General features: G+C 37.4%; 22 protein-coding genes. 18 read left to right on the top strand and 4 right to left on the bottom strand.

Features of this window, described 5'->3' with window-relative positions:
- Positions 1-236: 236 nt before the first annotated feature.
- Positions 237-1,490 carry a BaiN/RdsA family NAD(P)/FAD-dependent oxidoreductase gene (locus tag DF281_RS09790; RefSeq protein WP_109350078.1) on the bottom strand — a complete coding sequence of 418 codons (1,254 nt, stop codon included), beginning with the start codon at positions 1,488-1,490 and terminating at the stop codon, positions 237-239.
- A 126-nt stretch (positions 1,491-1,616) separates the two neighbouring features.
- Here DF281_RS09790 and DF281_RS09785 point away from each other — a divergent pair, with 126 nt between their 5' ends.
- Positions 1,617-3,227 carry a putative polysaccharide biosynthesis protein gene (locus DF281_RS09785; RefSeq protein WP_109350077.1) on the top strand — a complete coding sequence of 537 codons (1,611 nt, stop codon included), beginning with the start codon at positions 1,617-1,619 and terminating at the stop codon, positions 3,225-3,227.
- An 8-nt stretch (positions 3,228-3,235) separates the two neighbouring features.
- Positions 3,236-3,958 (top strand): pseudouridine synthase, encoded by a 723-nt coding sequence (locus DF281_RS09780; protein WP_109350076.1) that lies wholly within the window; start codon positions 3,236-3,238, stop codon positions 3,956-3,958.
- A 293-nt stretch (positions 3,959-4,251) separates the two neighbouring features.
- Here the strand turns inward: DF281_RS09780 and DF281_RS09775 are convergent, their stop codons facing one another.
- Positions 4,252-4,473 carry a DeoR family transcriptional regulator gene (locus tag DF281_RS09775; RefSeq protein ID WP_109350075.1) on the bottom strand — a complete coding sequence of 74 codons (222 nt, stop codon included), beginning with the start codon at positions 4,471-4,473 and terminating at the stop codon, positions 4,252-4,254.
- 321 nt (positions 4,474-4,794) lie between these two features.
- Between DF281_RS09775 and pepV the strand changes: the two genes are divergently transcribed.
- The 7 genes from pepV (at position 4,795) to DF281_RS09740 (ending at position 13,444) form a co-directional block, all read left to right on the top strand.
- On the top strand, positions 4,795-6,183 hold the full coding sequence (pepV, locus tag DF281_RS09770) for a dipeptidase PepV (protein ID WP_109350074.1): 1,389 nt from the start codon (positions 4,795-4,797) through the stop codon (positions 6,181-6,183).
- A gap of 153 nt (positions 6,184-6,336) precedes the next feature.
- Positions 6,337-8,697: a glycoside hydrolase family protein gene (locus DF281_RS09765; protein WP_109350073.1), complete on the top strand. Its 2,361-nt coding sequence runs from the start codon at positions 6,337-6,339 to the stop codon at positions 8,695-8,697.
- A gap of 162 nt (positions 8,698-8,859) precedes the next feature.
- Positions 8,860-9,711, top strand: a complete 852-nt coding sequence (gene dat, locus DF281_RS09760; protein ID WP_109350072.1) for a D-amino-acid transaminase — start codon at positions 8,860-8,862, stop codon at positions 9,709-9,711.
- A gap of 146 nt (positions 9,712-9,857) precedes the next feature.
- The gene (locus DF281_RS09755; protein WP_370447842.1) at positions 9,858-10,823 is read left to right on the top strand and encodes an NERD domain-containing protein; all 966 of its coding nucleotides are present in this window, start codon (positions 9,858-9,860) and stop codon (positions 10,821-10,823) included.
- A 6-nt stretch (positions 10,824-10,829) separates the two neighbouring features.
- Positions 10,830-11,747, top strand: coding sequence for a diacylglycerol/lipid kinase family protein (locus DF281_RS09750; RefSeq protein ID WP_109350070.1), 918 nt, complete (start codon positions 10,830-10,832; stop codon positions 11,745-11,747).
- A gap of 53 nt (positions 11,748-11,800) precedes the next feature.
- On the top strand, positions 11,801-12,451 hold the full coding sequence (gene trmB / locus DF281_RS09745) for a tRNA (guanosine(46)-N7)-methyltransferase TrmB (RefSeq protein WP_109350069.1): 651 nt from the start codon (positions 11,801-11,803) through the stop codon (positions 12,449-12,451).
- Positions 12,452-12,586: 135 nt separating this feature from the next.
- Positions 12,587-13,444 carry a YtnP family quorum-quenching lactonase gene (locus tag DF281_RS09740; RefSeq protein ID WP_109350068.1) on the top strand — a complete coding sequence of 286 codons (858 nt, stop codon included), beginning with the start codon at positions 12,587-12,589 and terminating at the stop codon, positions 13,442-13,444.
- A gap of 99 nt (positions 13,445-13,543) precedes the next feature.
- Here DF281_RS09740 and DF281_RS09735 read toward each other — a convergent pair whose 3' ends face one another.
- Positions 13,544-13,861: a hypothetical protein gene (locus tag DF281_RS09735; protein WP_109350067.1), complete on the bottom strand. Its 318-nt coding sequence runs from the start codon at positions 13,859-13,861 to the stop codon at positions 13,544-13,546.
- 174 nt (positions 13,862-14,035) lie between these two features.
- On the opposite strand from DF281_RS09735, the gene DF281_RS09730 reads away from it, so the two are divergent.
- The 9 genes from DF281_RS09730 (at position 14,036) to DF281_RS09690 (ending at position 23,429) form a co-directional block, all read left to right on the top strand.
- Positions 14,036-15,109, top strand: a complete 1,074-nt coding sequence (locus tag DF281_RS09730; protein ID WP_109350066.1) for a M42 family metallopeptidase — start codon at positions 14,036-14,038, stop codon at positions 15,107-15,109.
- A 57-nt stretch (positions 15,110-15,166) separates the two neighbouring features.
- On the top strand, positions 15,167-15,688 hold the full coding sequence (locus DF281_RS09725; protein ID WP_307725175.1) for a DUF84 family protein: 522 nt from the start codon (positions 15,167-15,169) through the stop codon (positions 15,686-15,688).
- Positions 15,689-15,751: 63 nt separating this feature from the next.
- Entirely contained in the window at positions 15,752-16,063 is a 312-nt protein-coding gene (locus tag DF281_RS09720; protein ID WP_109350064.1) for a thioredoxin family protein, read from the top strand.
- Positions 16,064-16,075: 12 nt separating this feature from the next.
- A complete protein-coding gene (locus DF281_RS09715; RefSeq protein WP_109350063.1) occupies positions 16,076-16,879 on the top strand; it encodes a DUF1444 family protein in 804 nt (267 codons plus the stop codon).
- Between the two features lie 3 nt (positions 16,880-16,882).
- Positions 16,883-17,494 carry a YtpR family tRNA-binding protein gene (gene ytpR / locus DF281_RS09710; protein WP_109350062.1) on the top strand — a complete coding sequence of 204 codons (612 nt, stop codon included), beginning with the start codon at positions 16,883-16,885 and terminating at the stop codon, positions 17,492-17,494.
- 217 nt (positions 17,495-17,711) lie between these two features.
- On the top strand, positions 17,712-20,768 hold the full coding sequence (locus DF281_RS09705; protein WP_240605538.1) for a DNA translocase FtsK: 3,057 nt from the start codon (positions 17,712-17,714) through the stop codon (positions 20,766-20,768).
- 215 nt (positions 20,769-20,983) lie between these two features.
- Positions 20,984-22,291 carry a UDP-N-acetylmuramate--L-alanine ligase gene (gene murC / locus DF281_RS09700; RefSeq protein WP_109350061.1) on the top strand — a complete coding sequence of 436 codons (1,308 nt, stop codon included), beginning with the start codon at positions 20,984-20,986 and terminating at the stop codon, positions 22,289-22,291.
- Positions 22,292-22,465: 174 nt separating this feature from the next.
- On the top strand, positions 22,466-22,894 hold the full coding sequence (locus DF281_RS09695; RefSeq protein ID WP_109350060.1) for a DUF948 domain-containing protein: 429 nt from the start codon (positions 22,466-22,468) through the stop codon (positions 22,892-22,894).
- A gap of 16 nt (positions 22,895-22,910) precedes the next feature.
- Positions 22,911-23,429 (top strand): YtxH domain-containing protein, encoded by a 519-nt coding sequence (locus tag DF281_RS09690; protein WP_109350059.1) that lies wholly within the window; start codon positions 22,911-22,913, stop codon positions 23,427-23,429.
- A 57-nt stretch (positions 23,430-23,486) separates the two neighbouring features.
- Here the strand turns inward: DF281_RS09690 and DF281_RS09685 are convergent, their stop codons facing one another.
- A complete protein-coding gene (locus DF281_RS09685) occupies positions 23,487-25,643 on the bottom strand; it encodes a cell division protein FtsA (RefSeq protein ID WP_109350058.1) in 2,157 nt (718 codons plus the stop codon).
- Positions 25,644-25,693 lie beyond the last annotated feature (50 nt).

Raw genomic sequence — 25,693 nt, 5'->3', positions numbered from 1 at the left:
GCAATAAAGTGTCGTTTAAATGCATCCGTATATGTAATTGCTTTTTCACTTACAGCTTGTACATTGGGATTACATTTTAATTGTTCTTGTTGTTCTCTAGTAAAATATAATTTAGTCATTCTAATCCGCTCCAACATCTTTTTTTTCATTATAAACAAAAGTACCCTATCAGAGGACTTTTTTCAAAGTGTCTATCTGATAGGGTACATTTTAATACGAAAGGAGGGGTTTTAGGGTTATATACTTGAAGCACTATCTCCAGCAATTCTTCCTGTTACGAGTGCAGAGGTAATATTGTAACCACCTGTGTAACCATGTACATCAAGAATTTCTCCGCAGAAGAATAGGCCGTTTTTGATTTTTGAGCCCATTGTTTTTGGATCGATTTCTTTCGTTGACACGCCACCACCCGTAACGAATGCTTTCTCAATTGGTTGAGTGCCGTAAACAGTCATTTCAAATGATACGAGATCATGTGCGAATTGACGTGCTTTTTCGGCAGGTAGATCTGCACCTGTAAGAGTTTCATCGAGATCAGCTTGAGCCATCAAGAATAGTAACCAACGTTCAGGAACGAGACCTTTCCATACATTTTTCAATGCTTTCTTTGGTTCTTCCTTAGCCATTTTGAATACTTTTTGGAAAGCTGATTCAGCATTCAAATCCGGTAGGGCAGCAATGCGCATTGTAACAGGCTTGTTGCCATTTTTCTTCAATTCTTTCACGACGAATTGGCTACAACGTAAAATCGCAGGGCCACTTAAGCCGAAGTGAGTGAATAACATATCCATTTGATGCGTGATGATAGGTTTACCATTTTTCTTTAAAACAGAAACTGCTGCGTCACGTAGAGCTAAACCTTGTAACTCTTTTGAACGAATAAATGGATCATTCGAGAGTAAAGGTACTTCAGTCGGGTATAAGTCAGTAACGGTATGACCTGCTTTTTCCGCCCAAGGATATCCATCGCCTGTCGAACCCGTTTGAGGTACTGCTTTGCCACCTACAGCAACGACAACAGCCTTCGATTGGATTTCTGTCCCATCTTGCAGGCGAACCCCAAGGATCTTGTCGTCGTCCATTAATAGTTTGGATACAGCTGTGTTTTTACGAACTTCCACGTGAAGTCGTACTTGTTCATTTAATAAAGCATCTACGACATCCAAAGCGCGGTTAGAGACAGGGAACATGCGTCCATGATCTTCTTCTTTTAATGCAACGCCTAGATTTTCAAAAAATGAGATAATATCTTCATTATTAAAAATAGTAAATGGACTATAAAGGAAGCGTCCATTACCAGGAATGTTTTTTACGATTTCATCAACTGGGAGTCTGTTTGTCACATTACAACGTCCTCCGCCAGAAATAGCGAGCTTTTGACCAAGTTTTTTACCTTTTTCGAGCAATAATACTTTCTTACCTTTAGACCCGGCGGCTATCGAAGCCATTAGTCCAGATGGACCACCGCCGATTACAATTACATCATACATTTATGTCGCTCACTTTCTTTTTTTATTTTATTATACATGAAACACAGAAACTATTTGAGAAATTGTATGCCTAGTTGTAAACTAAAGTTTAGGTTTTATTAGATTTGGACAGAATGGAAGGATTTTATGTCGTCATTAATGAAAGGTACTGCCATCCTCACGATTGGTATGTTTTTATCAAAAATTTTAGGCCTTGTTTACATATTCCCATTCTATGCGATTATCGGACAAGAAAATGTCACGTTATATTCGTACGCTTATATTCCTTATTCAATTATGCTTTCGATTGCGATTTCAGGAGCGCCAGTAGCGGTTTCTAAGTTCGTATCAAAATATAATAGTATGGGCGATTATGAGTCTGGAAGAAAGCTTGTTAAATCAGGCTTATTGATTATGCTAACGACAGGTTTTCTATCGTTTTTACTTTTATTCTCACTTGCGACGCCGATCGCACACTTGGTCATTAAAGATGATGACCAAATTTTCTCGGTTGATCAAATTGCCAGCGTAATTCGTTGGGTAAGTTTTGCATTAATTGCTGTCCCGTTTATGAGTTTAGTTCGTGGATTCTTCCAAGGATATGGTCATATGACACCAACAGCTGTATCACAGTTAGTCGAACAAATTGTACGAATTGTCGCTTTATTAGCGGGTTCATTCGTCGTGATGAAAGTATTATCAGGTACTGCTCAAACAGCTGTATCATTCGCCGTGTTCTCTGCGTTCATTGGGGCAATTGGTGGACTTGCTTGTCTATATTATTATTGGAAGAAGCTGCAGCCAGAGTTTGATCTGAAGTTGGAGAGTAGCGTGTCTTCTGGGGAATTAAGTTACTCGAAAATTTACAAGGAAGTTATTACGTATTCGATTCCATATGTGTTCGTAGGGATCGCCAACCCACTATTCCAATTAGTCGATATGTTGACATTTAACCAAGCGATGTCGAATGTTGGTTTAGCGAATATCTCGGATAATTTACTGGGGATGTTAAATTTCACGACACATAAGATTGTCATTATCCCAGTAATGCTTGCGACAGGTTTTTCGATGGCGCTCGTGCCGGTCATTACAAAATTCTATACGCAAAAACAGCGTGGCGAATTAATTAATGCGATGGATAAGACGTATCAAATTTTATTATTTGTCACATTGCCAGCCGTCATCGGGATATCGATCCTATCATATGATATTTTCACGATGTTGTATGAACCGGATAAAGTTGGGGCAAGTGTATTAGCTTACTATGCGCCAGTTGCTATTTTATTCGCCTTTTTCCAAGTAACAGCCGCATTGTTACAAGGGATCGATTATCAAAAATGGATTATTTTCAGTTTACTAACAGGTATTTTAGTGAAACTATCACTCAATATTCCTCTAGTTGAACAATTCGGCGTTAATGGTGCGATTTTAGCTACTTCACTTGGTTACATTGTATCGATTGTCATTAATATGGTCGTGCTAGGAAAAGTACTGAACTACAAGTCGAAAATGCTTGTACGTCGCTCGATTTTAATCATTATTTTAACAGCAATCATGGCTGTATCTGTATGGTTAACGCATAAAGGGTTATCATTCATCCTACCGCCAGCTGAAGGGCGCGGTGTCGCGTTTATCTATATCGCAGTATGTGGTTTTGTCGGAATCGCAGTTTACGGACTTCTATCGATGAAACTAGGATTAGCGCAGAAATTATTAGGTAGTAAATTCACGAAAATTGCAAATAAGTTAGGTATGTAGGAGGAACTATGCGTTTAGATAAATTATTATCAAATATGGGATTTGGTTCTCGTAAAGAAGTAAAGATTTTATTAAAGGGTAAGGCTTGCCAAGTTGATGGGGAAGTTGTGAGAGATGTTGCGAAACAAGTAGATCCAGTTGCACAAGTTGTGACGGTTTACGGAGAGCATGTTCATTATCAAGAGTTTATCTACTTGATGATGCACAAGCCTCAAGATGTCATCTCTGCGACGGAAGATAAGTATGATCAAACGGTCATCGATTTATTGGATCCATTCCATGCCCATTTCGAACCGTTCCCTGTAGGTCGTTTAGATAAAGATACTGAGGGATTCTTACTAATCACGAATGATGGTCAATTAACTCATAATTTACTTTCTCCGAAGAAGCATGTACCAAAAGTGTATTTTGCTGAAATCGAAGGGCGCGTAACACAAGCAGATATCGATGCTTTTGCTGAAGGTGTCACTTTAGATGATGGTTATCATACGAAGCCAGGGAAGTTGAAAATTCTTAAATCTGATGAACAATCAGAAATTGAATTAGAAATTTCTGAAGGGAAATTCCATCAAGTGAAAAGAATGTTTGAGTCAGTAGGTAAGAAAGTAACTTACTTAAAACGAATTTCGATGGGGCCTTTATCATTAGACGAATCGCTAGCTTTAGGCGAGTACCGTGAACTTACAGAGGATGAACTAGAACAATTGAAAAATGCAAAACCTGCAAAATAATACAAATGCATGAGTCAAAAAGAGAGAGTGAAATTGGATTTTCAATTTCATTCACTTTTTTTTTAGATTGCGTAGATGTTACTTCTGAAACGCCAAAATAAAAGCAGACATAATTGAATATGTCTGCTTTGTTCAAAAATAAAGAATGACCTAGCGACGCAGCAAGATCATTCTTTTTTACGTTTTTAAGTTGTAGTCGATTAAATGAGAAGTTGGCCTCAGCATGTAAATCTTAGGGCTAGTTGTCTTCTCCGTCTAATGAGCGAATGTGAGATAAAGCTCATTAAACCTTTCTAAGATGTCATTTTCACTTTTTTACGCGTCGTTGTCCATTTACCTCTAGATGGACTTTCAACTAAGTCATTAAAGGCTAACACATTCAAATCTCTTTGAATGGTGCGAGGAGTGATGCCGAATTCGTCGACTAAATCCTGTGTTGTAACGGTTCCATTCTCATGGATATACTTGTACACATCTTTAATACGATTAAGCATCCGATCAGTTGTTGGTTTCATTGGTGAACCACTCCTTCATCTTTATTCATAAGACTAGCGGACGATAGAAATTGCGAGCGTTAGGCGAATTTAATTTTGCCTCGACATCTCCTTTTACTTCGGTTTTTGCCAGATTTTATTATCTGACAATTACATTATAACGGATAAGTAATAATTTTTCCATAAAAAAGACTAAAAAAAGCTATCTTAACAATAGCTTTACAAATAAAAGCGTACATTAATAGTTTTAGTGAACTTAAATGTTCGTGTTTTAATTTTTAGATTTTATTAAAGTGGTAGAAGGTGTACACTATTTATAGATTATATAGAGGAGGTATTGCGATGAATTGGCAACAACAAGCTGAACAGCGTAAAGAAGAATTACTGACAGAATTACAATCCCTGGTACAAATTAATAGTGTGTTAGATGAATCAACAATGACGGAGGAAGTACCATTTGGTAACGGTCCTCTTGAAGCATTAAACTGGATGTTAGATCAAGGTAAAGCTCAAAACATGGCAACTAAAAACCTAGCGAATAAAGTAGGTTATATTGAAATGGGCGAGGGCGAAGAAATGGTCGGCATTCTATGTCACGTGGATGTTGTTCCAGCTGGAAGTGATTGGAAACACGAACCGTTCGGCGCAGTGATTGAAGATGGTAAATTATTCGGTCGCGGTGCAATTGATGATAAAGGGCCAACAATGGCTGCATGGTTAGCAATGAAAATGGTAAAAGATTCAGGTGTTAAACTAGATCGCCGTGTTCGTATGATCATCGGTTCAGATGAAGAAACGGGCTTCCGTTGTGTCGATCATTATTTCGCAAATGACGAAATGCCAACTTTAGGATTTGCTCCTGATGCAGATTTCCCAATCATTAATGCTGAAAAAGGAATCGCAGTACTTGAATTTAATCAAGAAGGTACGTCAAATGACGAACAATTAATCAGTTTCAAAGCAGGCCACCGTACGAATATGGTTCCTGATTTTGCCGAAGCGGTATTAAAAGATGCCCCAGAATCAACGGAAATGATTTTCCAAGCATTTTTAGCAAACGCGAAATTAGTTGGGGAATATAAAGTAGATGGCGATCAAGTCATTATTTCAGTAAAAGGAAAATCTGCGCATGCAATGGAACCGAATATCGGGATCAATGCAGCTGTTAAATTAGCGCAATTCTTAAATACAGTACTAACAACTGAACATGCCAAACAATTCGCAAACTTTGTCGTAACAGCATTTGCAAATGAAACTCGTGGTAAAGCATTGCAATTAAACTTCAATGACGAAATTTCTGGCGATACTACTTTAAATGCTGGAGTTGTTTCATACACACCTCAAGCGGGTGGTAAAGTAGAAGTAAGTATGCGTTATTCAGTAAGCTACCCTTATGATGAAAAAATCGCAGCAGTACAACCTGTCATTGATGCATTAGGATTTTCATTAGAAGTGACAGAAAATTCAACTCCTCACTATGTTGACGAAAAAGAAGAATTAATTCAAAAACTTTCAAAAGTATATGAAAGAAATACTGGAGAAAAAGCAGAATTACTATCAATCGGTGGCGGTACGTATGCACGTGAACTTAAAAATGGCGTAGCTTTCGGTATGTTATTCCCAGGCGAACCAGACATCGCTCACCAAGCAGATGAGTTCGTAGTAATCGAAAACTTAGTGAAAGCAGCGGCGATTTATGCGGATGCAATCGTTGAACTTGCAACGAAGTAGTTTGGTTGACTCTAGTAAAATTTTACTATAAAATGATGGAATAATAGGAAAAATTATTAAATCATTCTTAAAAAGCTTTCCTACTTTTATGTAGGAAGGCTTTTTATCTGTTGAAAAACTATTCAATAATTTAAGAATCGGGGTAATTGTACGGTGAGAAAAAGAACGAAAATATTGGTGAGCTCGTTCGTTTTATTCGTTTCACTATTCATTTTTATGAATAATGATTTTGAAGCGAAGGCAGACGGAAAAACATATTCGATTTCAACCACGACTAAGCCAATTAACAAAAATTATTTGAAGTATAAGACGTATAATAACAGCACGAAACAATACTACACTTTACGTAGTTATTTGGAGAGAATTGAACGAGAAGGTGGCGGTACTTTACGTTTGAAAAAAGGTACTTATACAATTCCGAATGTACTATACATACCTTCGAATACGACCGTTATTTTAAGCGACGGAACAACAATTCGAAAAGGAACGACTACTGGTGGCGCTAGTTTTAAACCATCAAAAACGATGTTCCAAATTATCGAATCAGATATAGCAAAAGATAAAGAAGAAAAAGTCGAGGCGTACAATGGCACTTCAAATGTTGCCATCATTGGTGAAGGAAATGCGAAAATTGATTTAAGAAAAGTGGCCAATTCACACGGAATCATTGCTGCGCATACGAGTGATTTTAATATATCAGGCATTCAATTTACAAATAATAATGCGAGTACATTCATTCATTTGATTGGTACGAATATTACAACAATCGAAAATAATCGCTTTGAAAATTCTACCGAAACGACTAAAGTGCCAGCAGTGCGTTTAGAAAATGCGAAGAAGTCGAAGTCAGTATTATCAGTCAGTTGGAATGAATATGATGATACGCCGAATAAAAAAATCAAAATTCAAAAGAATAAATTTCATAAACAATATACTGGCGTAAAAACAACAGCATTTATTCCGACGGATTTACAGACGTCAATTACAGTTACGAAAAACGAATTTACACAGAATAGAAATGCGTCACTTTACTTAACAGGTTGGGAAAAACCAGTCATCTCAAGTAATAAATTTGATGATTCAATTTACAATCCAAGTTCGACAATTGTGGTACGCGGTGTACAATATCCGACAATTAAAAGTAATACATTTATGAAATCAAATCGCGTCATTGCATTTAATAATGTATCTACTTCACTGCAATTAGATGTATCGGATTATCAAAATGTTTTATCGCTTGAAAATAAACGAGAAGTTGTGACGAATATCGGGGATGGCTTATCTACGTATGATGTCACTTTGCCCATGGGCGATTATGAAGGCACTGGGAATGTAGCGACGATCATCAATTTGGAAGATTTAACGAAGCAAGTATATGAGTTCGATCATGATACAGCTTCACTAAATCCAAGATATGATTTACGACCTTCCTATACACCTATGACGAAGGATTATTATGTACTTCGCTCAATTTTAGAACATCTTGAAAAACAAGGTGGCGGTAAAATCTTAATTAAAAAAGGCGAGTATACGATTACAAATACATTATTTGTCCCATCAAATGTCACGATTGAATTAGAAGATGGAGTCGTGATGAAAAAAGGTGTTGTGACGGATGCTCAAACGATGGATGTATCCGCATCATTATTCCAACTAGTCCCACCGTCGAAATCGACAGGAAAAGGAACGGTTGGCGGATTTGACGGTACTCAAAATGTGAAAATCTATTCACCTGGTAGAGCGAAACTTGATTTGCAAAATAAATTCTTTAGCTTTGCGGTCATTATGGCGCATACAACGAATGTCGAATTCTCAAATATTGATTTCAGAAATATGAATTCAGGGCATTTTATCGAATTAGATGCTTCTAAAAATGTCTTAATTGACAATTGTACCTTTATTGATTCTGATCCGACGGAAAATTTAACGAAGGAAGCAATCAATTTAGATACACCTGATTTAGCGACGAAAGGTTTTAGTTCTGCATGGAGTAACTTTGACCGTACTGCGACTGATGGTGTTACGATTCAAAATTCGAAATTTGTAAACCTAGATCGCGGAATTGGTACGCATAAGTATTCGGGTAGCGGTGTAATTGATGGAATCACGTATGAAAACAGCCCGCATGTGAATGTGAAAATCATCAACAATGAATTTAAACAAATGCGTAATGATGCCATTCGCGTCATGAACTGGGTCGACCCAATCATTGAAAATAATAAATTCAATTCGATTGGGGGAAGTGGCAAACGCGGGATTTTATCAAGCGGCGCCATTCATCCGATTTTCAAAAACAATCACTTTGAAAATACGAGCCGACCGATTCAATTCATGGCTTGGAAAAACAGTGTGAATGCTTCCGAATACGATATCATCGTGGATTCATTGCCGGCGGATAGTATTGCAGCTTTAAAAACGAATACAGGCAAAAACATGGATGAATACTTCGTTCGCTATACGCAAGTTTACGGCGTTTATTCGAACCCTAAAAAATATAAAATTAAGAAACAGTAAGTTATGAAATAGTGCAATTACCCGGGAAATAGCGGTGATTGTGCTATTTTTCTTTTTTAGTATATTAATTATTAAAAATATTTGTCATAATAGAAGAATGCTTTCTGAGAAATTGGGGCACGAGTACATAAATAAATCTACAGAGTTAGGAAGTGCAGCAATTTGTCGAAAATCTGGCTGAATGAGCAATTAATGGAGCAACAACAAGCAACTGTCCAAATCGAAGATCGCGGATTTCAATTTGGTGACGGAATCTATGAAGTAATTAAAGTATATAATGGTAATTTATTTACAGCTGAACAACATATAGATCGTTTTTATCGTTGTGCGGATGAATTGAAAATTGTCATTCCTTATACAAAAGACAAAATGCATCAAATGATTTATGAGTTAGTAGAAGAAAATGAATTAGGTACGGGGCATGTGTATATGCAAATTACGCGAGGAGTTGCGCCACGTACTCACTATTTCCCAGGGAATAATCCACAAGCGACTTTTGTAGCTTACACAACTGAGGGCGCACGTCCGGTGAATAATTTGAAGAATGGTGTCAAGACGATTTTCCAAGATGATATTCGTTGGTTACGTTGTGATATTAAATCTTTGAATTTATTAGGAGCGGTATTAGCGAAGCAGACAGCACATGAGCAAGGTTGTTATGAAGCAGTTTTACATCGTGATGAAATCGTTACGGAAGGATCTTCTTCTAATGTTTTTGGTATTAAAGAAGGCGTTCTTTACACACACCCAATTAATAATTATATTTTAAATGGTATTACACGTATGGTCATGCTTGAATGCTGTCGTGAAATTGGCTTACCAGTCGTAGAAGAAGCGATGACGAAGACGCAATTCAAATCGATGGATGAGCTATTTTTAACCTCTACAACATCTGAAGTGACGCCCATTGTCCAAATTGATGAAGTTGTAGTTGGTGAAGGTCACCCAGGTGAATGGACGAGAAAAATCCAACAAGCATTTGAAGCGAAACTCCCGAATATGTTAGTCATTTAATAGATGTATGAAACCTGTTTTGAAAGTCAAGCTGAACGAGCGACTTTCTAAAACAGGTTTTTCTAATAAGACTATTCAAAAATATCACTCATTATAGAAGAATAATGGTAATATGAATATTAATTAGTAATAAAAGTAAGGAGAGAGTGGCTTTGGCACAACTCATAAAACTACAGGATTATATATCTCGCTATCAAGTAGATGCGAAACGATATCCAACACAATATATTCGACTGAAAAAATCAAAGTGGGATCGATTAAAGGAAGAGTGGGAGAACCCAGTAGAATTTGAAGATCAGTGGGAAGATGATGAATTGATCGTCAATGAAAGAAAAACACTGTTCCAAAAATTAAATCCTTTCAAAAGAAAAGAAAAGGAATTAGCGTTTGAAGTGGAAGATGAGGAAGAGCATGAGCCGCAAGAAGATCCTCAATCAGATTTTCAACCGCAATTACTATTCCATCCTAAAACAGTCGGTGAATTAAGAAGAATGTATATGGATCAACTTTTCTCATTCCAATTAAGTTGGGCAAGTACGACGATGCGAGAAAAATCGAATATTGATGCGAAGTATTACCGTAGCTCGCTATTGAAGGATTTATTAATGAAGCTACCAGATACATTCTTCGTCATGTATGAACCGATTTTCCTAATCAAAAAAGCACCAGTCGAGATGGGAATCATTATTATTACCCCGACTGAATGTTACTGCATTCAAAATATTGAAGCAGAAGAACGTGCTACTTTTACTGGAATCAATTCAGATCGTTTTTGGGAAAAGCGAATTGGCGAACAAATGAATCGTGTCGTCAATCCGATGATTAGTTTGAATCGTATGGAAATGATTATTAAGGCGTTATTTGAACAAAATGACGTGTCGATGAAAATTCAGAAAGTCGTGTTATCAAGAAATGGTTATATCGACTATCCTGGTTCTTCATATGGCGTCGAATTCATTGATCGAAGACATTATGAAAATTGGGTTGAACAATTACAGAATCATCATTCACCGATGAAGCATATGCAATTTAAAGTGACGGAAACTTTTTTAAATAACGTCCAGACAACATCTTTCATGCGAGCTGAATGGTTTACAGAGGAAGGGGAATGATTGTAAATGCGTCTAGTCATTATAGTCAATGATTACGCAGGGCATGGAAGGGCAAAGCGGAAGTTTGAGAAGTTATCGAAGACGCTTCAAACGCCATATATTTTAGAAAGAACGAACGCTACAGGTCATGCTGTGGAAATCGCGAAAAAATATGGTGAATTGCAAGAACCGACATTGCTTCTAACAATTGGCGGAGATGGGACGATTCATGAAGTGATTAAAGGAGCAGTATCGTATGAGCATCTAGTAGTCGGTGTCATGAATGGTGGCTCTGGCAATGATTTTGGTCGAGCATTCCCTACATTTACGACCGCTCATCAAATCGAATCGTTTATACAAAATCCGACAAGTTTGCCGTATGATCTTGGCGCAGTGAAATCTGTAGATGTTGAAGATGTTTTTATGAATAATTGTGGTTTTGGTTTCGATGCTGTCGTGACCTATGAAGTGAATCGTTCAAAGATGAAAGCATGGTTGAATAAAATTTCTTTAGGAAAGCTAGCTTATGTTTGGATTTTGATTCGCGAGCTATTCCGCTTCAAACCATTTGATTTAACGATTGAAAATCACGGACATTTGAAAAACTGCTACTTCGTTGTAGCGAGTAACCAACCGTATTTTGGAGGTGGCATGAAAATTTCTCCGAATTCTATTTCGAATGATGGATTAATGGAATTAACAGTCGTACATGATATCACTAAATTGAAATTATTATTAATATTTTTAACTGTTTTTTTCGGCAAACATACAAAATTCAATACCGTCAAATCGTATAAATCAAGCAAGTTTGACATTCGTTTACATGATTCGGTCATCGGTCATGCAGATGGTGAGTACATAGGTCAAGCGAAAGAAAATCAAACAATCTCCTATTTTGTTCAAGAGAATAATTGGCGACTAGGCTATAATAACTTGACTAAATAATATGTTTCTTTAAAATGAACAATTGAGAAGAAAAAATGAAATGAGGAAATTTTTTGAGACTTAGACATAATCCAAATGCGCCGAGTTTTTTAGAAGCGCATCCAGAAATCGTTGAACCGAATCCGGAAAACTATCGCACGAACTGGAAATCATTATTCAATAATGACAATCCATTGCATATTGAAGTAGGTACTGGTAAAGGACAATTCATTACAGGCATGGCTTTAGCAAATCCTGAAATTAACTATATCGGCATCGAACTTTTTGAAAGTGTTATGATGAAAGCTTGTGAAAAAGCATTGGATGCTGGTTCACCTGCGAACCTTCGTCTACTACGTGTAGATGGTTCAGATTTAGAAAAGTTTTTTGCTAAAAACGATGTAGATCGTCTTTACTTAAACTTCTCTGATCCATGGCCTAAAACACGTCATGCGAAACGCCGTCTGACACATGAAGGCTTCTTAAAGCTGTATGAGAACGTACTAGTTGATAATGGCGAAGTGCATTTCAAAACAGACAACCGCGGTCTTTTTGAATATTCTTTAATTAGCATGACTGACTATGGTATGAAGTTAAATCTTGTATCATTAGACTTACATGATGACAATCCAGAAGGTAATATTATGACGGAATATGAAGAGAAATTCTCTGCAAAAGGTCAACCAATTTACCGCGTGGAAGCTCAATTTATTACGAAAAAATAATAACACTGAGATTAGTAATGTGAAAATTACTAATCTTTTTTTTACAAAAAAACACCTTTATACAGTAAATAATTCTCTTTTCGACATAATATGGTAAAATGGAATGGAGTTTGAATAGTATTAGGGGGGAATTGGATGGATACTTATAAATTTCATGATATGACTTTAACTTGGTTAAATGGTGGCGTCACTTTTTTAGATGGTGGAGCAATGTTCGGGGTAGTACCGAAGCCTCTTTGGTCGAGAAAATACCCTGTAAACGACAATAATCAAATTGAATTACCGACACACCCAATTTTAATTCAACTAAAGGGGAAGAATTATTTAATTGATACCGGTGTTGGTAATGGTAAATTTACCGAAAAACAATTGAGAAACTTCGGCGTGACAGATCAATCTCATTTAGAAGATGATTTACAAAAACTTGGCTTAACAGTGAATGACATAGATTATGTATTAATGACGCATCTTCATTTTGACCACGCATGTGGCTTAACGAAGTATGAAGGGGAGAAGTTAGTACCAACCTTCCCGAATGCAAAAGTATACGTGACAAAAGTAGAATGGGATGAGATGCGCAAGCCTAATATCCGTTCTGCAAACACGTATTGGAAAGAAAATTGGCAACCAATCGTTGATCAAGTCGAAACATATGAAGGTACATTCCAAGTGACGGACGGTATCGAGATGATCCATACAGGCGGCCATAGTGATGGTCATGCGGTGATTCGCCTAACGCAGGGCGATGAGGTCATTATTCATATGGCGGACATTATGCCGACGCATGCACATCAAAATCCGCTATGGGTACTTGCATACGATGATTATCCAATGACTTCGGTTTTTGCAAAAGAGCAGTTAGTCGGAGAAATTTTAGAAAAAGGTCATTTCGTCAGTTTCTACCACGATGCTTATAAACGTTTGATCAAGTGGGATCCAACTGGTAAGGAAATACTAGATGAAGTACTCGTTACTGAAAAAGTGAATCAATAAAATGGCAAGCTGAACATTCATTTGTTCAGCTTTTTTACTTTCCCCAAAAATAAAAAAGCATGATTTCAATGAAGAAACCATGCATTCCAGTAATGTAGATTAAGAAATACGAACTAAGTCAACAATCGTGCCGCTCGTACTTTCAGCTGCGAATTCAAAGTTAACACTCTCGCCGTTTTCGATGCGTGAAATACCGCCTTTAAAAACAGGAATCGAGATGTTTTCTTTATAGAATGTTTCAGGTTGCATGAAAATCCAAGAACCGTCGATTGGTCCTTCCTTTTTAAATTCTTTCTTCACTTCTTCTAAGATTGAATTAGGATTACGATTCGGATTTACTTTCGTCGATGCTTCTTTGATTACATATGCAGCTGCAATACCAGCAACAACTCCGATTAAAAAGTCACGTGTTTTCATAAAATGAATACCCCCTCATTATGTTCTATTCCGTGTAAGTGTAACATAAAAAATGGATTTCGGGAAAATGATAAACAAGTGTGTTTATTACGGAAAACGAAATTATTAGTGGTTTTTTTATTTCAATACGACTAAAATAGGTAGTAATGATTGATTTAATAGGGGGTAAATGGAATGAATCAAGATACTTTAGAAATGTTTAAAACACTTACAGAACTACCAGGGGCGCCGGGGAATGAACATGCAGTGCGTGCTTTCATGCGCCAAGAATTGACGAAATACTCGGACGAAATTGTGCAAGATAATTTAGGCGGTATTTTTGGTCTTAAAAAAGGTGACGACAATGGCCCAAGAATTTTAGTAGCTGGTCATATGGATGAAGTCGCATTTATGGTGACACAAATTACGGATAACGGACTAATTCGTTTCCAACCACTTGGTGGCTGGTCAAATCAAGTCATGCTAGCGCAACGTGTTGATGTGTATGGTGAAAATGGTGTTGTTCCAGGTGTCATTAGTTCAGTTCCACCACATTTATTAACACCTGAAATGGCTAAAAAACCTATGGAAATTAAAAATATGCTAATTGATATCGGCGCAGATGACCGTGCAGATGCGATTGCAATGGGTGTAAAACCAGGGCAATCGATTATTCCAACTAGCCAATTTACTCAAATGGCAAATCCTAAGAAAATTATGGCGAAAGCATGGGATAACCGCTATGGTTGTGGCCTTGCAATTGAGCTTTTAAAAGAATTAAAAGATGAGAAATTACCGAATACACTTTATTCAGGTGCGAATGTAATGGAAGAAGTTGGTTTACGTGGCGCGAAAGTTTCTGCGAACATGATTAAACCAGATTTATTCTTCGCATTAGATGCTAGCCCTGCAAACGATGTAACGGGCGATAAAAACCAATTCGGTCAAATGGGTAAAGGTGCATTATTACGTATTTTCGACCGTACGATGGTGACGCATAAAGGTATGCGCGAATACATTTTAGATACTGCGGAATCAAATAATATTCCATACCAGTATTTTGTATCACCAGGTGGTACAGATGCAGGGAATGTACACATTTCAAATGACGGCGTTCCTTCATCAGTAATTGGTATTTGCTCACGTTATATTCATACACATGCTTCAATTATTCATACAGATGACATTGATGCGGCAAAAGAATTAATCGTCAACCTTGTGCGTAATGCAGATCAATCTACATTGGATACAATTAAAAATAACGGTTAATTTGAATGATTTAAGCTATCCTTATTGTTAAGGATAGCTTTTTTAATGGAGGAATGAATGATGAAAATAGCGGTAGGAACGAAGAATAAAGCGAAATTAAAAGCAGTAGAAAAAGTGGTACAAGATACTTTAACAAATGAATTTGAAATTCAAGCTATTTCAGTTGCTTCAAATGTTGCGAAACAGCCTTTTTCAGAAGAAGAAACGCGACAAGGTGCGATTAATCGTGCGATTGCGGCAAGAGAGCAAACAGGTGCAGAAGTAGGTTTTGGACTTGAAGGCGGCGTGAAATGGATTGGCAATGCACTATATTTATGCAACTGGGCGGCACTTGCAACGGTAGATACCGTTTATACAGCAGCCGGCGCTCAAATTCCGCTACCAAAAGAAGTGGCACAAGCTTTATTAACTGGTGAAGAACTAGGGCCAATCATGGATTGTTATGTAGGAGAACAGGATACGCGACAAAACGCTGGAGCAATCGGCGTATTCACAGATGGACTAATCGATCGAGCAGAAATGTTCGAACCAATTGTCATGATGTTAGTCGGTCAATATCGTTACTGGGCAAAACAGTAGAGTTTCACAACTATTTCATGTAAAGTAAGTGATGAAAATAACATCGTAACGGAGGTTTTTGGAATGAACGCATTACAATCAGAAGAACAATTCAAGACTTTAAAAAACGAAGGGAAAACGGTATTCCTTTTCTCGGCAGATTGGTGTCCAGATTGCCGATTCATCGATCCATTCATGCCAGAAGTAGAAGGTAAATTCCCTGAATTCAACTTCATCTATGTGGACCGCGACAAATTCATTGATGTATGTATTGAGCTAGATGTCTTTGGTATTCCAAGCTTTGTCGCATTTAATAATGGTGAAGAAACAGGACGTTTTGTATCAAAAGATCGTAAAACGCAGGAAGAAATTGAAGCATTTCTTGCAAAACAGTAACGGAGTGATTGAATGAAAGCACCAGAACTAATAAATATCTTAAAAAAACGTCTAAATGAAGAGCAGTACGAAATTCAATTAGATGCGAAAACAAATAAATTAAGAATTCATCACCGTTCATTAAATAAGGGGATGGAGTTAGTTGTAGGCGACGTTCTTCAAAAATATGAGGAGCGCAAAGAAGCAGCAATTGATGAAGTACTCTATATTATTCAACAAACTTTTGATGCGATGGCCAAAGAACAAGCGGAAGGTTTTGCGAAAGGACTTAAAATTTTCCCTGCCATTCGTTCGGGTTCATTCCCTAAGAAATCAAAAGAAGGTATTCCGTTCATTTTTGAAAAACATACAGCTGAAACAACTATTTTCTACGCGCTAGATTTAGGTGCGACATATCGTTTGATTGATGAAGCGATGCTTGAAAAATTAGAATTGACTGAAGCGCAAGTGAAGGAAATGGCGAGATTCCAAGTTAAAACATTGCCTACGGACGTCAAAGCTGATGAAGTGAATGGCAATATTTTTTACTTTTTAAATCATAATGATGGCTACGATGCGAGTCGTATTTTAAATGAGCCATTTTTACAACATATGGCCGAGCAAGTCGAAGGTGATATGACAGTATCTGTGCCGCATCAAGATGTCCTAATCATAGGTGACATTCGTAACAAAGAAGGATATGATATATTAGCACAAATGACGATGCATTTCTTCTCGGTAGGAGCAGTACCGGTTACATCGCTATCGTTCATTTATGAAAATAATCATTTAGAACCAATATTTATTATGGCAAAAGCCAAAAAGGAGAAAGAATAAATCATGATCGCTTCGTATAATAGAGAATTCGTAGGGGATGTACTCCTAGTTGAATTAACAACTGAAAGTGCAGTTAAGACAAAATTAGAGCGTCACGGTGACTTAGTTCTTTTACAAGAAGAGTCTACTTCAGAAGTAAAAGGCTTCAACCTTTTCAATGCGAGCAAGTATGTTGAACTAGATGGCGTAGTTGGAAACGTAGAAATTTCGAAAGAATTTGTAGCTTCAATCGAAAAAGCAATCGCTGAATCAGGTGCTGCACTTGATTTAAACGTAGATTTCTCACCAAAATTCGTAGTAGGGCATGTCGTTGAATTAGGCGATCACCCGAATGCAGATAAATTGCATATTACAAAAGTAGATGTTGGCGAAGATGAACTACTACAAATCGTATGTGGCGCACCAAACGTTGCACAAGGTCAAAAAGTTGTCGTAGCAAAAATCGGCGCAGTAATGCCTTCTGGTATGGTAATCAAAGAATCAGCACTTCGCGGCGTTGAATCGTTCGGTATGCTATGTTCAGCACGTGAGTTAGAAATTCCAAACGCTCCACAAGTGAAAGGAATCATGATTTTAGATGATTCTGCTCAAGCTGGAACACCATTCAAAGCATAAAATCGAAAGAACTGGTATAGAGAAATCTATATCAGTTCTTTTTTTCTTTTTTACATTAAATTTCACCTTTTATCCGAAAATACGACTATAATTGTATAAAATAGGGAAAATCGAATTATATTAGTCGAATCTCTTAGTGAAATACAGGATAGTCGTTGCAAGAGAACGATTTTTACTGATAAAATGAAATCAATGATTTTGGAAATGAGTGATAAAAATGAGTTGGATTAAAAACCTTTTTAATAAAATTATTAGTGATGAAGAAGAAAATGATAATAATACGAAAAAACAACATAAACAATTTGATGAACAATATGAATATGAAGAAAATGAATACTATGAAGAAGAAATGAATGAAGAACCAAAACAAGAGAAGAAGTTTAATTTTCCTTTAGTTGAAGAACAACCGGCGGAGAATGCTGAACCTATTGGTGACACACCGTTGAAAATGAATTATCCAGAAGTTGAAGAAGTGAATAAGAATGCATATGCGCCATTTGGATCGAGTCGAGCCGGTGGAAGTCCAGTTCAAGGGATTGCGAGAAATCAATACAATCCTTTTGGAGGAAGTCCTGCTGTAAAAACGAAAGCTAAAGAGCCAGTGATATCAAAACAGAAGCCAAAATATAATGAAAAAATGAAAGAAGTAAAAGTAGAAGAAAAGAAAGTCTATCAACCGGAACCAATTGCAAAACCGAAGTTCGTTCCGACAGAAGTTCCTTCACCAGTGTTTGGTCTGAAAAAAGCTAAATTACATGCCGATGTTCAGCATGAATCTCAAAAGAATGCATTACCTGAAACGAGTAAAGTAAAAGGCACATTAGCTGAACAATTAATTCATGAACGAAAATTACGCGAACAACGAATTTTCGGTGATTCTGATGTGGAAGTGAATGTATTAGAGCAACCGGTACATAAAGCTCCAACAATGACGGAATCAAATAGTCCAAAAGAACAATCCGAGCCACAACGACAAGTTGCGGTGGCAGAGCCAATTGTGGAAACTGCACAAGTTGAAGAAGAGCCAGCGCCAGTGATGGAAACTGTACAAGTTGAAGAAGAGTCAGCACCAGTTGTGGAAGCTGAACAAGTTGAAGAAGAGTCAGCACCAGTTGTGGAAGCTGAACAAGTTGAAGCAGAGTCAGCACCAGTTGTGGAAGCTGAACAAGTTGAAGCAGAGACAGCGCCAGTGATTGGAACGGAACTAGTTGAAGCAGAGTCAGCACCAGTTGTGGAAACTAAAATAGTTGAAGTAGAAGCAGCACCAGTGATGGAAACTGATCAAGTTGAAGAAGAGTCAGCACCAGTTGTGGAAGCTGAACAAGTTGAAGCAGAGACAGCGCCAGTGATTGGAACGGAACTAGTTGAAGAAGAGTCAGCACCAGTTGTGGAAACTGAAATAGTTGAAGTAGAAGCAGCACCAGTGATGGAAACTGATCAAGTTGAAGAAGAGCCAGCACCAGTTGTGGAAGCTGAACAAGTCGAAGCAGAGACAGCGCCAGTGATTGGAACTGAACTAGTTGAAGCAGAAGCAGCGCCAGTGATGGAAACTGAACAAGTTGTAGCAGATCGTCGCGTGAGTCGTACACCGATCAATGTTGTCATGCTGAAATCGGATAAAGAAAAATTAAATGCAACACCTTCGACTCCAAAGAGCAGCTTAGAATTTCCGGATTGGAAGAAAAATCCGCTGAAAGTTATGCAAAACTATCGTGCGACGCCAACAACGATTAAAAAAGAAACTGCCGAAAATAATTCAGCTGATGAGGTGACTCCCACCGAACCGCAATTTGTAAATGAATTATCGGAAGAACAAATTGTTATGGACATTCCAACTGAAGTTGAAGTGAAGCCTGCGCATTGGGATAGCTACAAAGAAACACTTGCTGTTCTACGTGAACCAGAGGAAGAACAACAGGATTTGGAATGGATGGAATCACAAGGTGAGTTATTAGTAGAAGTGCTAGCCGAATTTAATGTTCAAGCGGAGATTGTTGATATTGTACAAGGACCAGCAGTGACACAATTTGAAATTACAGTTGGTCATGGTGTGAAAATTAGTAAAATCAAAAATCTTTCAGATAACTTAAAACTAGCATTGGCAGCGCGTGATATTCGTATTGAAGCACCAATTCCAGGCAAACGTTCAATTGGTATTGAAATTCCAAATGCGACTTCAAGACCTGTTAGATTGTCAGAAATAGTGGGTACTAATAACTTTAAGGATAGTGAAAATCTACTTGAGGTTGCACTAGGTCTTGATATTACAGGAAAACCTGTAACATTTGATTTAGCAAATATGCCACATGGACTTATTGCTGGAGCTACTGGTTCTGGTAAATCGGTCTGTATTAATTCATTACTAGTCAGCCTTTTAATGAAGGCAAGTCCGAATGATGTAAAATTACTTTTAATTGATCCGAAAATGGTTGAATTAGCAGTTTATGATGAATTGCCACACCTAGTTAGTCCAGTCATTACGGATGTAAAAGCCGCTACTGCTGCATTGAAATGGGCAGTGGAAGAGATGGAACGAAGATATCAATTATTCCATCATATGAAAGTAAGACATATTTCGAGATATAATGAAATTGTTGAAGAACAACGTAAATATTCTTTGAAAATGCCATATTTAGTTATTGTCATTGATGAGTTAGCGGATTTAATGATGATGGCACCTGCAGACGTAGAAGAATCTATTTGTAGAATTGCTCAAAAAGCTAGAGCGTGTGGGATTCACCTTGTATTAGCAACGCAGAGACCATCTGTAGACGTTATTACAGGATTGATTAAATCGAATATTCCTACGCGAATCGCATTTGCAGTTTCTTCTCAAATTGATTCACGTACGATTATCGATTCTCAAGGGGCAGAGCGATTATTAGGACGAGGCGATATGCTTTATCTTGGTTATGGTAAATCAGCACCAGTAAGGTTACAAGGTACTTTTGTTACCGATCAAGAAATTGAGCAAGTGACGAATCATATTCGTTCACTCGGCAAACCTTCATACGCATTTGCTCCAGAAGAGTTAGTGCAGAAAGTTGAACAAGCTGAAGAACAGGATGAACTGTTTGAAGAAGTGTGCAGATCTGCAGCGGAAGAAAGTAGCATCTCAATTTCAGCTATTCAACGAAAGTATCGAATAGGATATAATCGAGCGGCAAGACTCGTTGAAATGATGGATTCACATGGATTCATTTCGGAGTCGAAAGGTTCAAAACCACGAGATGTATTTTTAACGCCTGAAAAAGCGGATGAAATTTTTCAATAGTACCTTAATTTTTACTAAGTAATGTTGAAGAATTGCGTCTTTTGTAGGTATATGGAATTAAAATTGAATGACGTTTTTGAATCTATTCGTTTCGTGCTATAATATTAGATGTTTTGAAAAAGCACTTACAAATTTAACTAATTAAAAAAATAATTATGAACGATGAAAAAGGGAATCGCATACTTGTTTTTAGAGAATTCCCAGGAGGTTTCAACATGACACTATATCATTTTACTGGAATTAAAGGCTCTGGCATGAGTTCACTAGCTCAAATTTTATTTGACTCGGGTGAATCAGTTCAAGGTTCTGACATAGAAAAATACTTCTTTACAGAAGCTCCATTACACGAACGAGGCATTCAAGTACTTCCTTTTGCTGAAGCGAATATTCAACAAGGAATGACAGTTATTGCCGGTAATGCATTCCCAGATAGCCACCCTGAAATTGTACGAGCGAAAGAATTAGGTGTAGAAGTAATTCGTTACCATAAATTCTTAGGTGAGTACTTAGAAAAATACACTTCTGTAGCAGTAACAGGAGCGCATGGTAAAACTTCGACTACAGGTTTACTAGCGCACGTACTTGCAGGTAATGAACCTACATCATACTTAATCGGTGATGGTACGGGAAGTGGCGCAGCAGATGCTAAAAACTTCGTAATGGAAGCATGCGAATATCGCAGACACTTCTTAGCATATCACCCAGATTACGCAATCATGTTAAATGTGGATTTTGATCACCCAGATTACTATTCAAGCATTGACGATGTATTTAGCGCATTCCAAGAGATGGCGTTACAAGTGAAAAAAGCAATTATCGCATGTGGTGATGATGAAAACTTACAACGCATTCAAGCGAATGTACCAGTTGTTTATTATGGTTTTGGATCTGAAAATGATTTTGAAGCACGTAATATCGAGAAAACGACAAAAGGTACTGATTTTGATGTATTTGTGCGTAATGAATTTTACAGCAGATTCCATATTCCACTATTCGGAGATCACAATGTATTAAATACATTAGCTGTTATTTCATTATGTGAATATGAAGGAATTCCAGCTGCATTAATTCAAGATCAGCTTTACACATATCATGGTGTGAAAAGACGTTTTACTGAAACGCATATAGGTGAACGTACTTTGATTGATGACTATGCACATCACCCAACGGAGATTAGCGCGACAATTCAATCTGCTCGTCAAAAATATCCAGAGCGAGAATTATTAGCTGTATTCCAACCACATACTTTCTCACGGACAAAAGCATTCTTAGAAAACTTTGCGGAAAGTTTAAATGAAGCGGATTGCGTGTATCTGTGTGATATTTTCGGATCAGCAAGAGAAAATGCTGGTGAATTAACAATTCAAGATTTAAGAGATTTAATTCCGAATAGCCATATTTTAAGTATGGATAATATTCAAGAGTTAATTGAGCATAAAGAAGCTGTATTCTTATTTATGGGTGCAGGAGATATTGGTAAATTCCAAAAAGCTTTTGAAGAATTATTAAAAACTGAAGTTTAAATCAGATTAGAAAGTCACATTCATTTGTGACTTTCTTTTTTATATTCCTGTGAAAACCCTTTATTATTGGAAGGATTTAGAGAAAGATTGTAGAATGTAATTAGTACACAATGTTTAGGAGCGAGTAAATTGTGGAATTTTTATAAGTATTAATTATTGTAGGAGGGAAAACATATGGATTGGATTATCATTCTATACATCGCAGCTTTAATTTTTGCAATCGGAGTATTAGTACTTTGTGTAAGTTTAGCGATGACTTTAGGATCTTTAAAGACTACTTTAAACAATGTAGCGAAAACAATGGAAGGCATTGAAGGTCAGATGCAAGGAATCACGACTGAAACAACTAGCCTTTTACAAAAGACAAATGTTTTAGCTGAAGATATTCAAGGGAAATCTCAACAGCTTAACTCTTTAGTAGGAGCTGTTAAAGGTTTCGGAGATTCGGTTTCAGGACTGAACAATACAGTTCAATCTGTTACTTCATCAATTAACTCAAATGTTGACCGCAATAGTGATCAAATTGCGAATGTAGTGCAATGGGGTTCGGCAATAATGAGTATCAGAAATAAATCAAAAAAAAATAAGCAAATCCAACAATAAAACGGGGGTTTACAAAATGAATGATTCTAAATTAAATTACAATGATGTTCGCGACGAGCTTGCAAACACAGGGCATACAGTTTACTTACCAGAAGCATATGTATCTCGCCAAGAGGCACTTTATGAAAAAGAGTCTTCAGGTGGCAAGGAATTTGTCATTGGTGCAATCGTTGGTGGTCTTGTAGGCGCAGCAGCAGCATTATTTTTAGCACCAAAAACAGGTAAGGATTTACGCAATGATGTTATTATTCAAGCGAATACTTTAAAAGAGAAGAGTTCAGGGATTACTTCTCAAGTAAAAGAGAAAAGTTCTGAATTAGCTTCTCAAGCAAAAGAAAAATCTGCACAACTTTCTAAAAAGGTTCAAGAGCAAGCGGGTCCAGTAGTTGACCGTATGAAATCATTAAAGGGAAATGTTCAACCGCCTTTAGATGATGGTACTGCATACTCGGATGATGAAGGCTCAATTGAATTAATGCAAACTGTAGAAAATACAATTGCAGAAGTTGAAGCAGAAGAAAACAAAAAAGCATAATCAATCAAAAATAAGGCGAGTCGACTGTTTCAATCAGTCGACTCGCCTTTTACATTTTTAAACTTGTGTACTTGAAGGTAGTAATCGCAATGATAATTCATCGCCATTATGAATGGGCTGGTCGAATTGCGCTTTTACATGATTGCGTACTAATTCGAAAGTTCCTTTAAATCCTTCAGGTAATTGCCAGTTCGTAAATTTGAAGACATCTTGAAACGTCCATGGAGTGGCTTCTAAAGGGAGTAATTGAATCTTGTCATTCATATTCAATGAAGTCATCAAATCGGCTTCTCGATGATTGACGAGCGTTTTAAAGGCAGGTCTACTCAATTGAATCGATTCACCTTGGAAAGTTACGTCACAACGGTCTGCCATTTGGATGGAATGCACAGTGATGAAATTTTCGAGCGTGCGATCAATTCCAGTTGAAAATTCGATTGCATCACCATTTTGTAAAATCGTATCTAATGAACAAGCCATGCCATTTACAGTGATTGTAGCCGCAAATTGTGGAACATTCACTTTTTGCTCATTCAAGTAATAGGTTGGTATAGAACGATCATCAAGCAATGAATTTTTGCCTAATTTCGTCATTAGTTGCTGCAATGTTGAAGTCGTTTCAACTAGGATTTCGTCGCCTTCATGAAGCTGTTGAGAAAAGGAGGCACTTGAACCATTGATTTTCAATTTGGCCGTTATTGAATAAGGTTGCCCATTTAAAGTGATGATTTGCGACGTTGCATTGTCGATTAAATCACTCGCAGTGGCAGAAGCTTCCATGCCGTTTGTACCTTCGATTAATTCGATGACATCTTCATTCGTAATAGCAGTCTTCATCGAAGCAATTTCGCCGTTAATTTTGATCATCGTTGGGCTACCTAATTCACCAGGAATATGAATCGTTTGGCCATTTAATGACACAGACATCGCTAATCCAGGCTTGCCATATAGTTTTGAAGCATTGATATTGGCAGACAGTAGTGCATCTGTGACAGTCATTTCCTTCAATTCAAACATGCGCACAATCTGATTATTGACTTGAACTGCCATATATTTGATTGGCATATTTTTTGCGGAAATCGCGATACCAATCGGCGTTACTAATTCAGGTGTAGCTTGTACATGTTCGGCACGCGTCAAATTCTTAATCGCATCGATGTCACGAACTGCTACGCGATTATCAGGTAAAGCGAGTGCAAGACTTAATTTTGACGTGATTTGCGGTGTTAAACTCCCACCACCTATTAAAATGACGGCTTTCGGCGGTTTTTGGCCATTTAATTTCAAAATTTCATTGGCAATTGTTGAAGCAAGGTGATCGATTGCCGGCTCGATATTTTGGATGACATCAAGTACTGGAACTTGTTCATCAAATCCTAAAATATCAGAAATCGTAACTTCTGTTTGGACAGATAATTCTCTTTTCAATGATTCTGCAACGGGGAAGTCGAGTAAGTAGTGATCGCTCAAAGCTTCCGTGATCTCATCACCCGCGGTTGGCACCATGCCGTACGCTGTTACTGTACTTTGATCGGTAATGGCGATATCGGAAGTACCTGCGCCAATATCGACAAGTGCGACATTTAATCTGCGCATAGAAGTTGGAATTAATGCATTGATGGCTGCGATTGGTTCAAGTGTTAGGCCATCCATTTCTAAGCCAGCACGTTTCAAAGCCGCGATTAGAGATTCAACGACAACTCGCGGTAAAAATGTTGCGATGACTTCGATGGAAGCTTCATTTCCTTGTTGATCAATTAAATTACCAATTTCCTGAGCATCTAATCGATTATAAAGAACGGAATAGGCGACACAATAGTAGTGATGTCCTTCTAATTGTTCTTGATGATCGAGTAGATTTGCTTGTGCTTGTTGGACGGCAGCTAGTTCCAGTCGATCAATATCTGCTTGCGTAAGTGCAGGGCGATTTGTGATCGTGATCTTCGCCTTCGCTTGCTCGGTTTTTAAAGAACGACCAGCAGCAGCGACCGCAACTTTCGTTAATGGGCCATGTTTTTCTTCTAATTTATTTTTAATATGTGCAATTACTTCTGCAACGTAAACGACATTATGTATTTGACCATCGACCATCGCACGTTCAGTATGTTCTTCTACAATGAGATCCACGACATGGTAGTTTTCCTCATTTTGTTCAAGTATAATACCGACTACAGAGCGTGTACCGATATCTAAAGCAAATATTTTTTCTGACATATGGACACTTCCTTTTTAAATAGTTCAGAATAGTAAATAAACGAAAAATA

Origin of the sequence: Kurthia zopfii, assembly GCF_003143955.1 — a bacterium.
GTDB lineage: Bacteria > Bacillota > Bacilli > Bacillales_A > Planococcaceae > Kurthia > Kurthia zopfii.
Note: the sequence above shows the minus strand (reverse complement) of the source record. Positions and strands in the feature narration are given on the sequence as shown.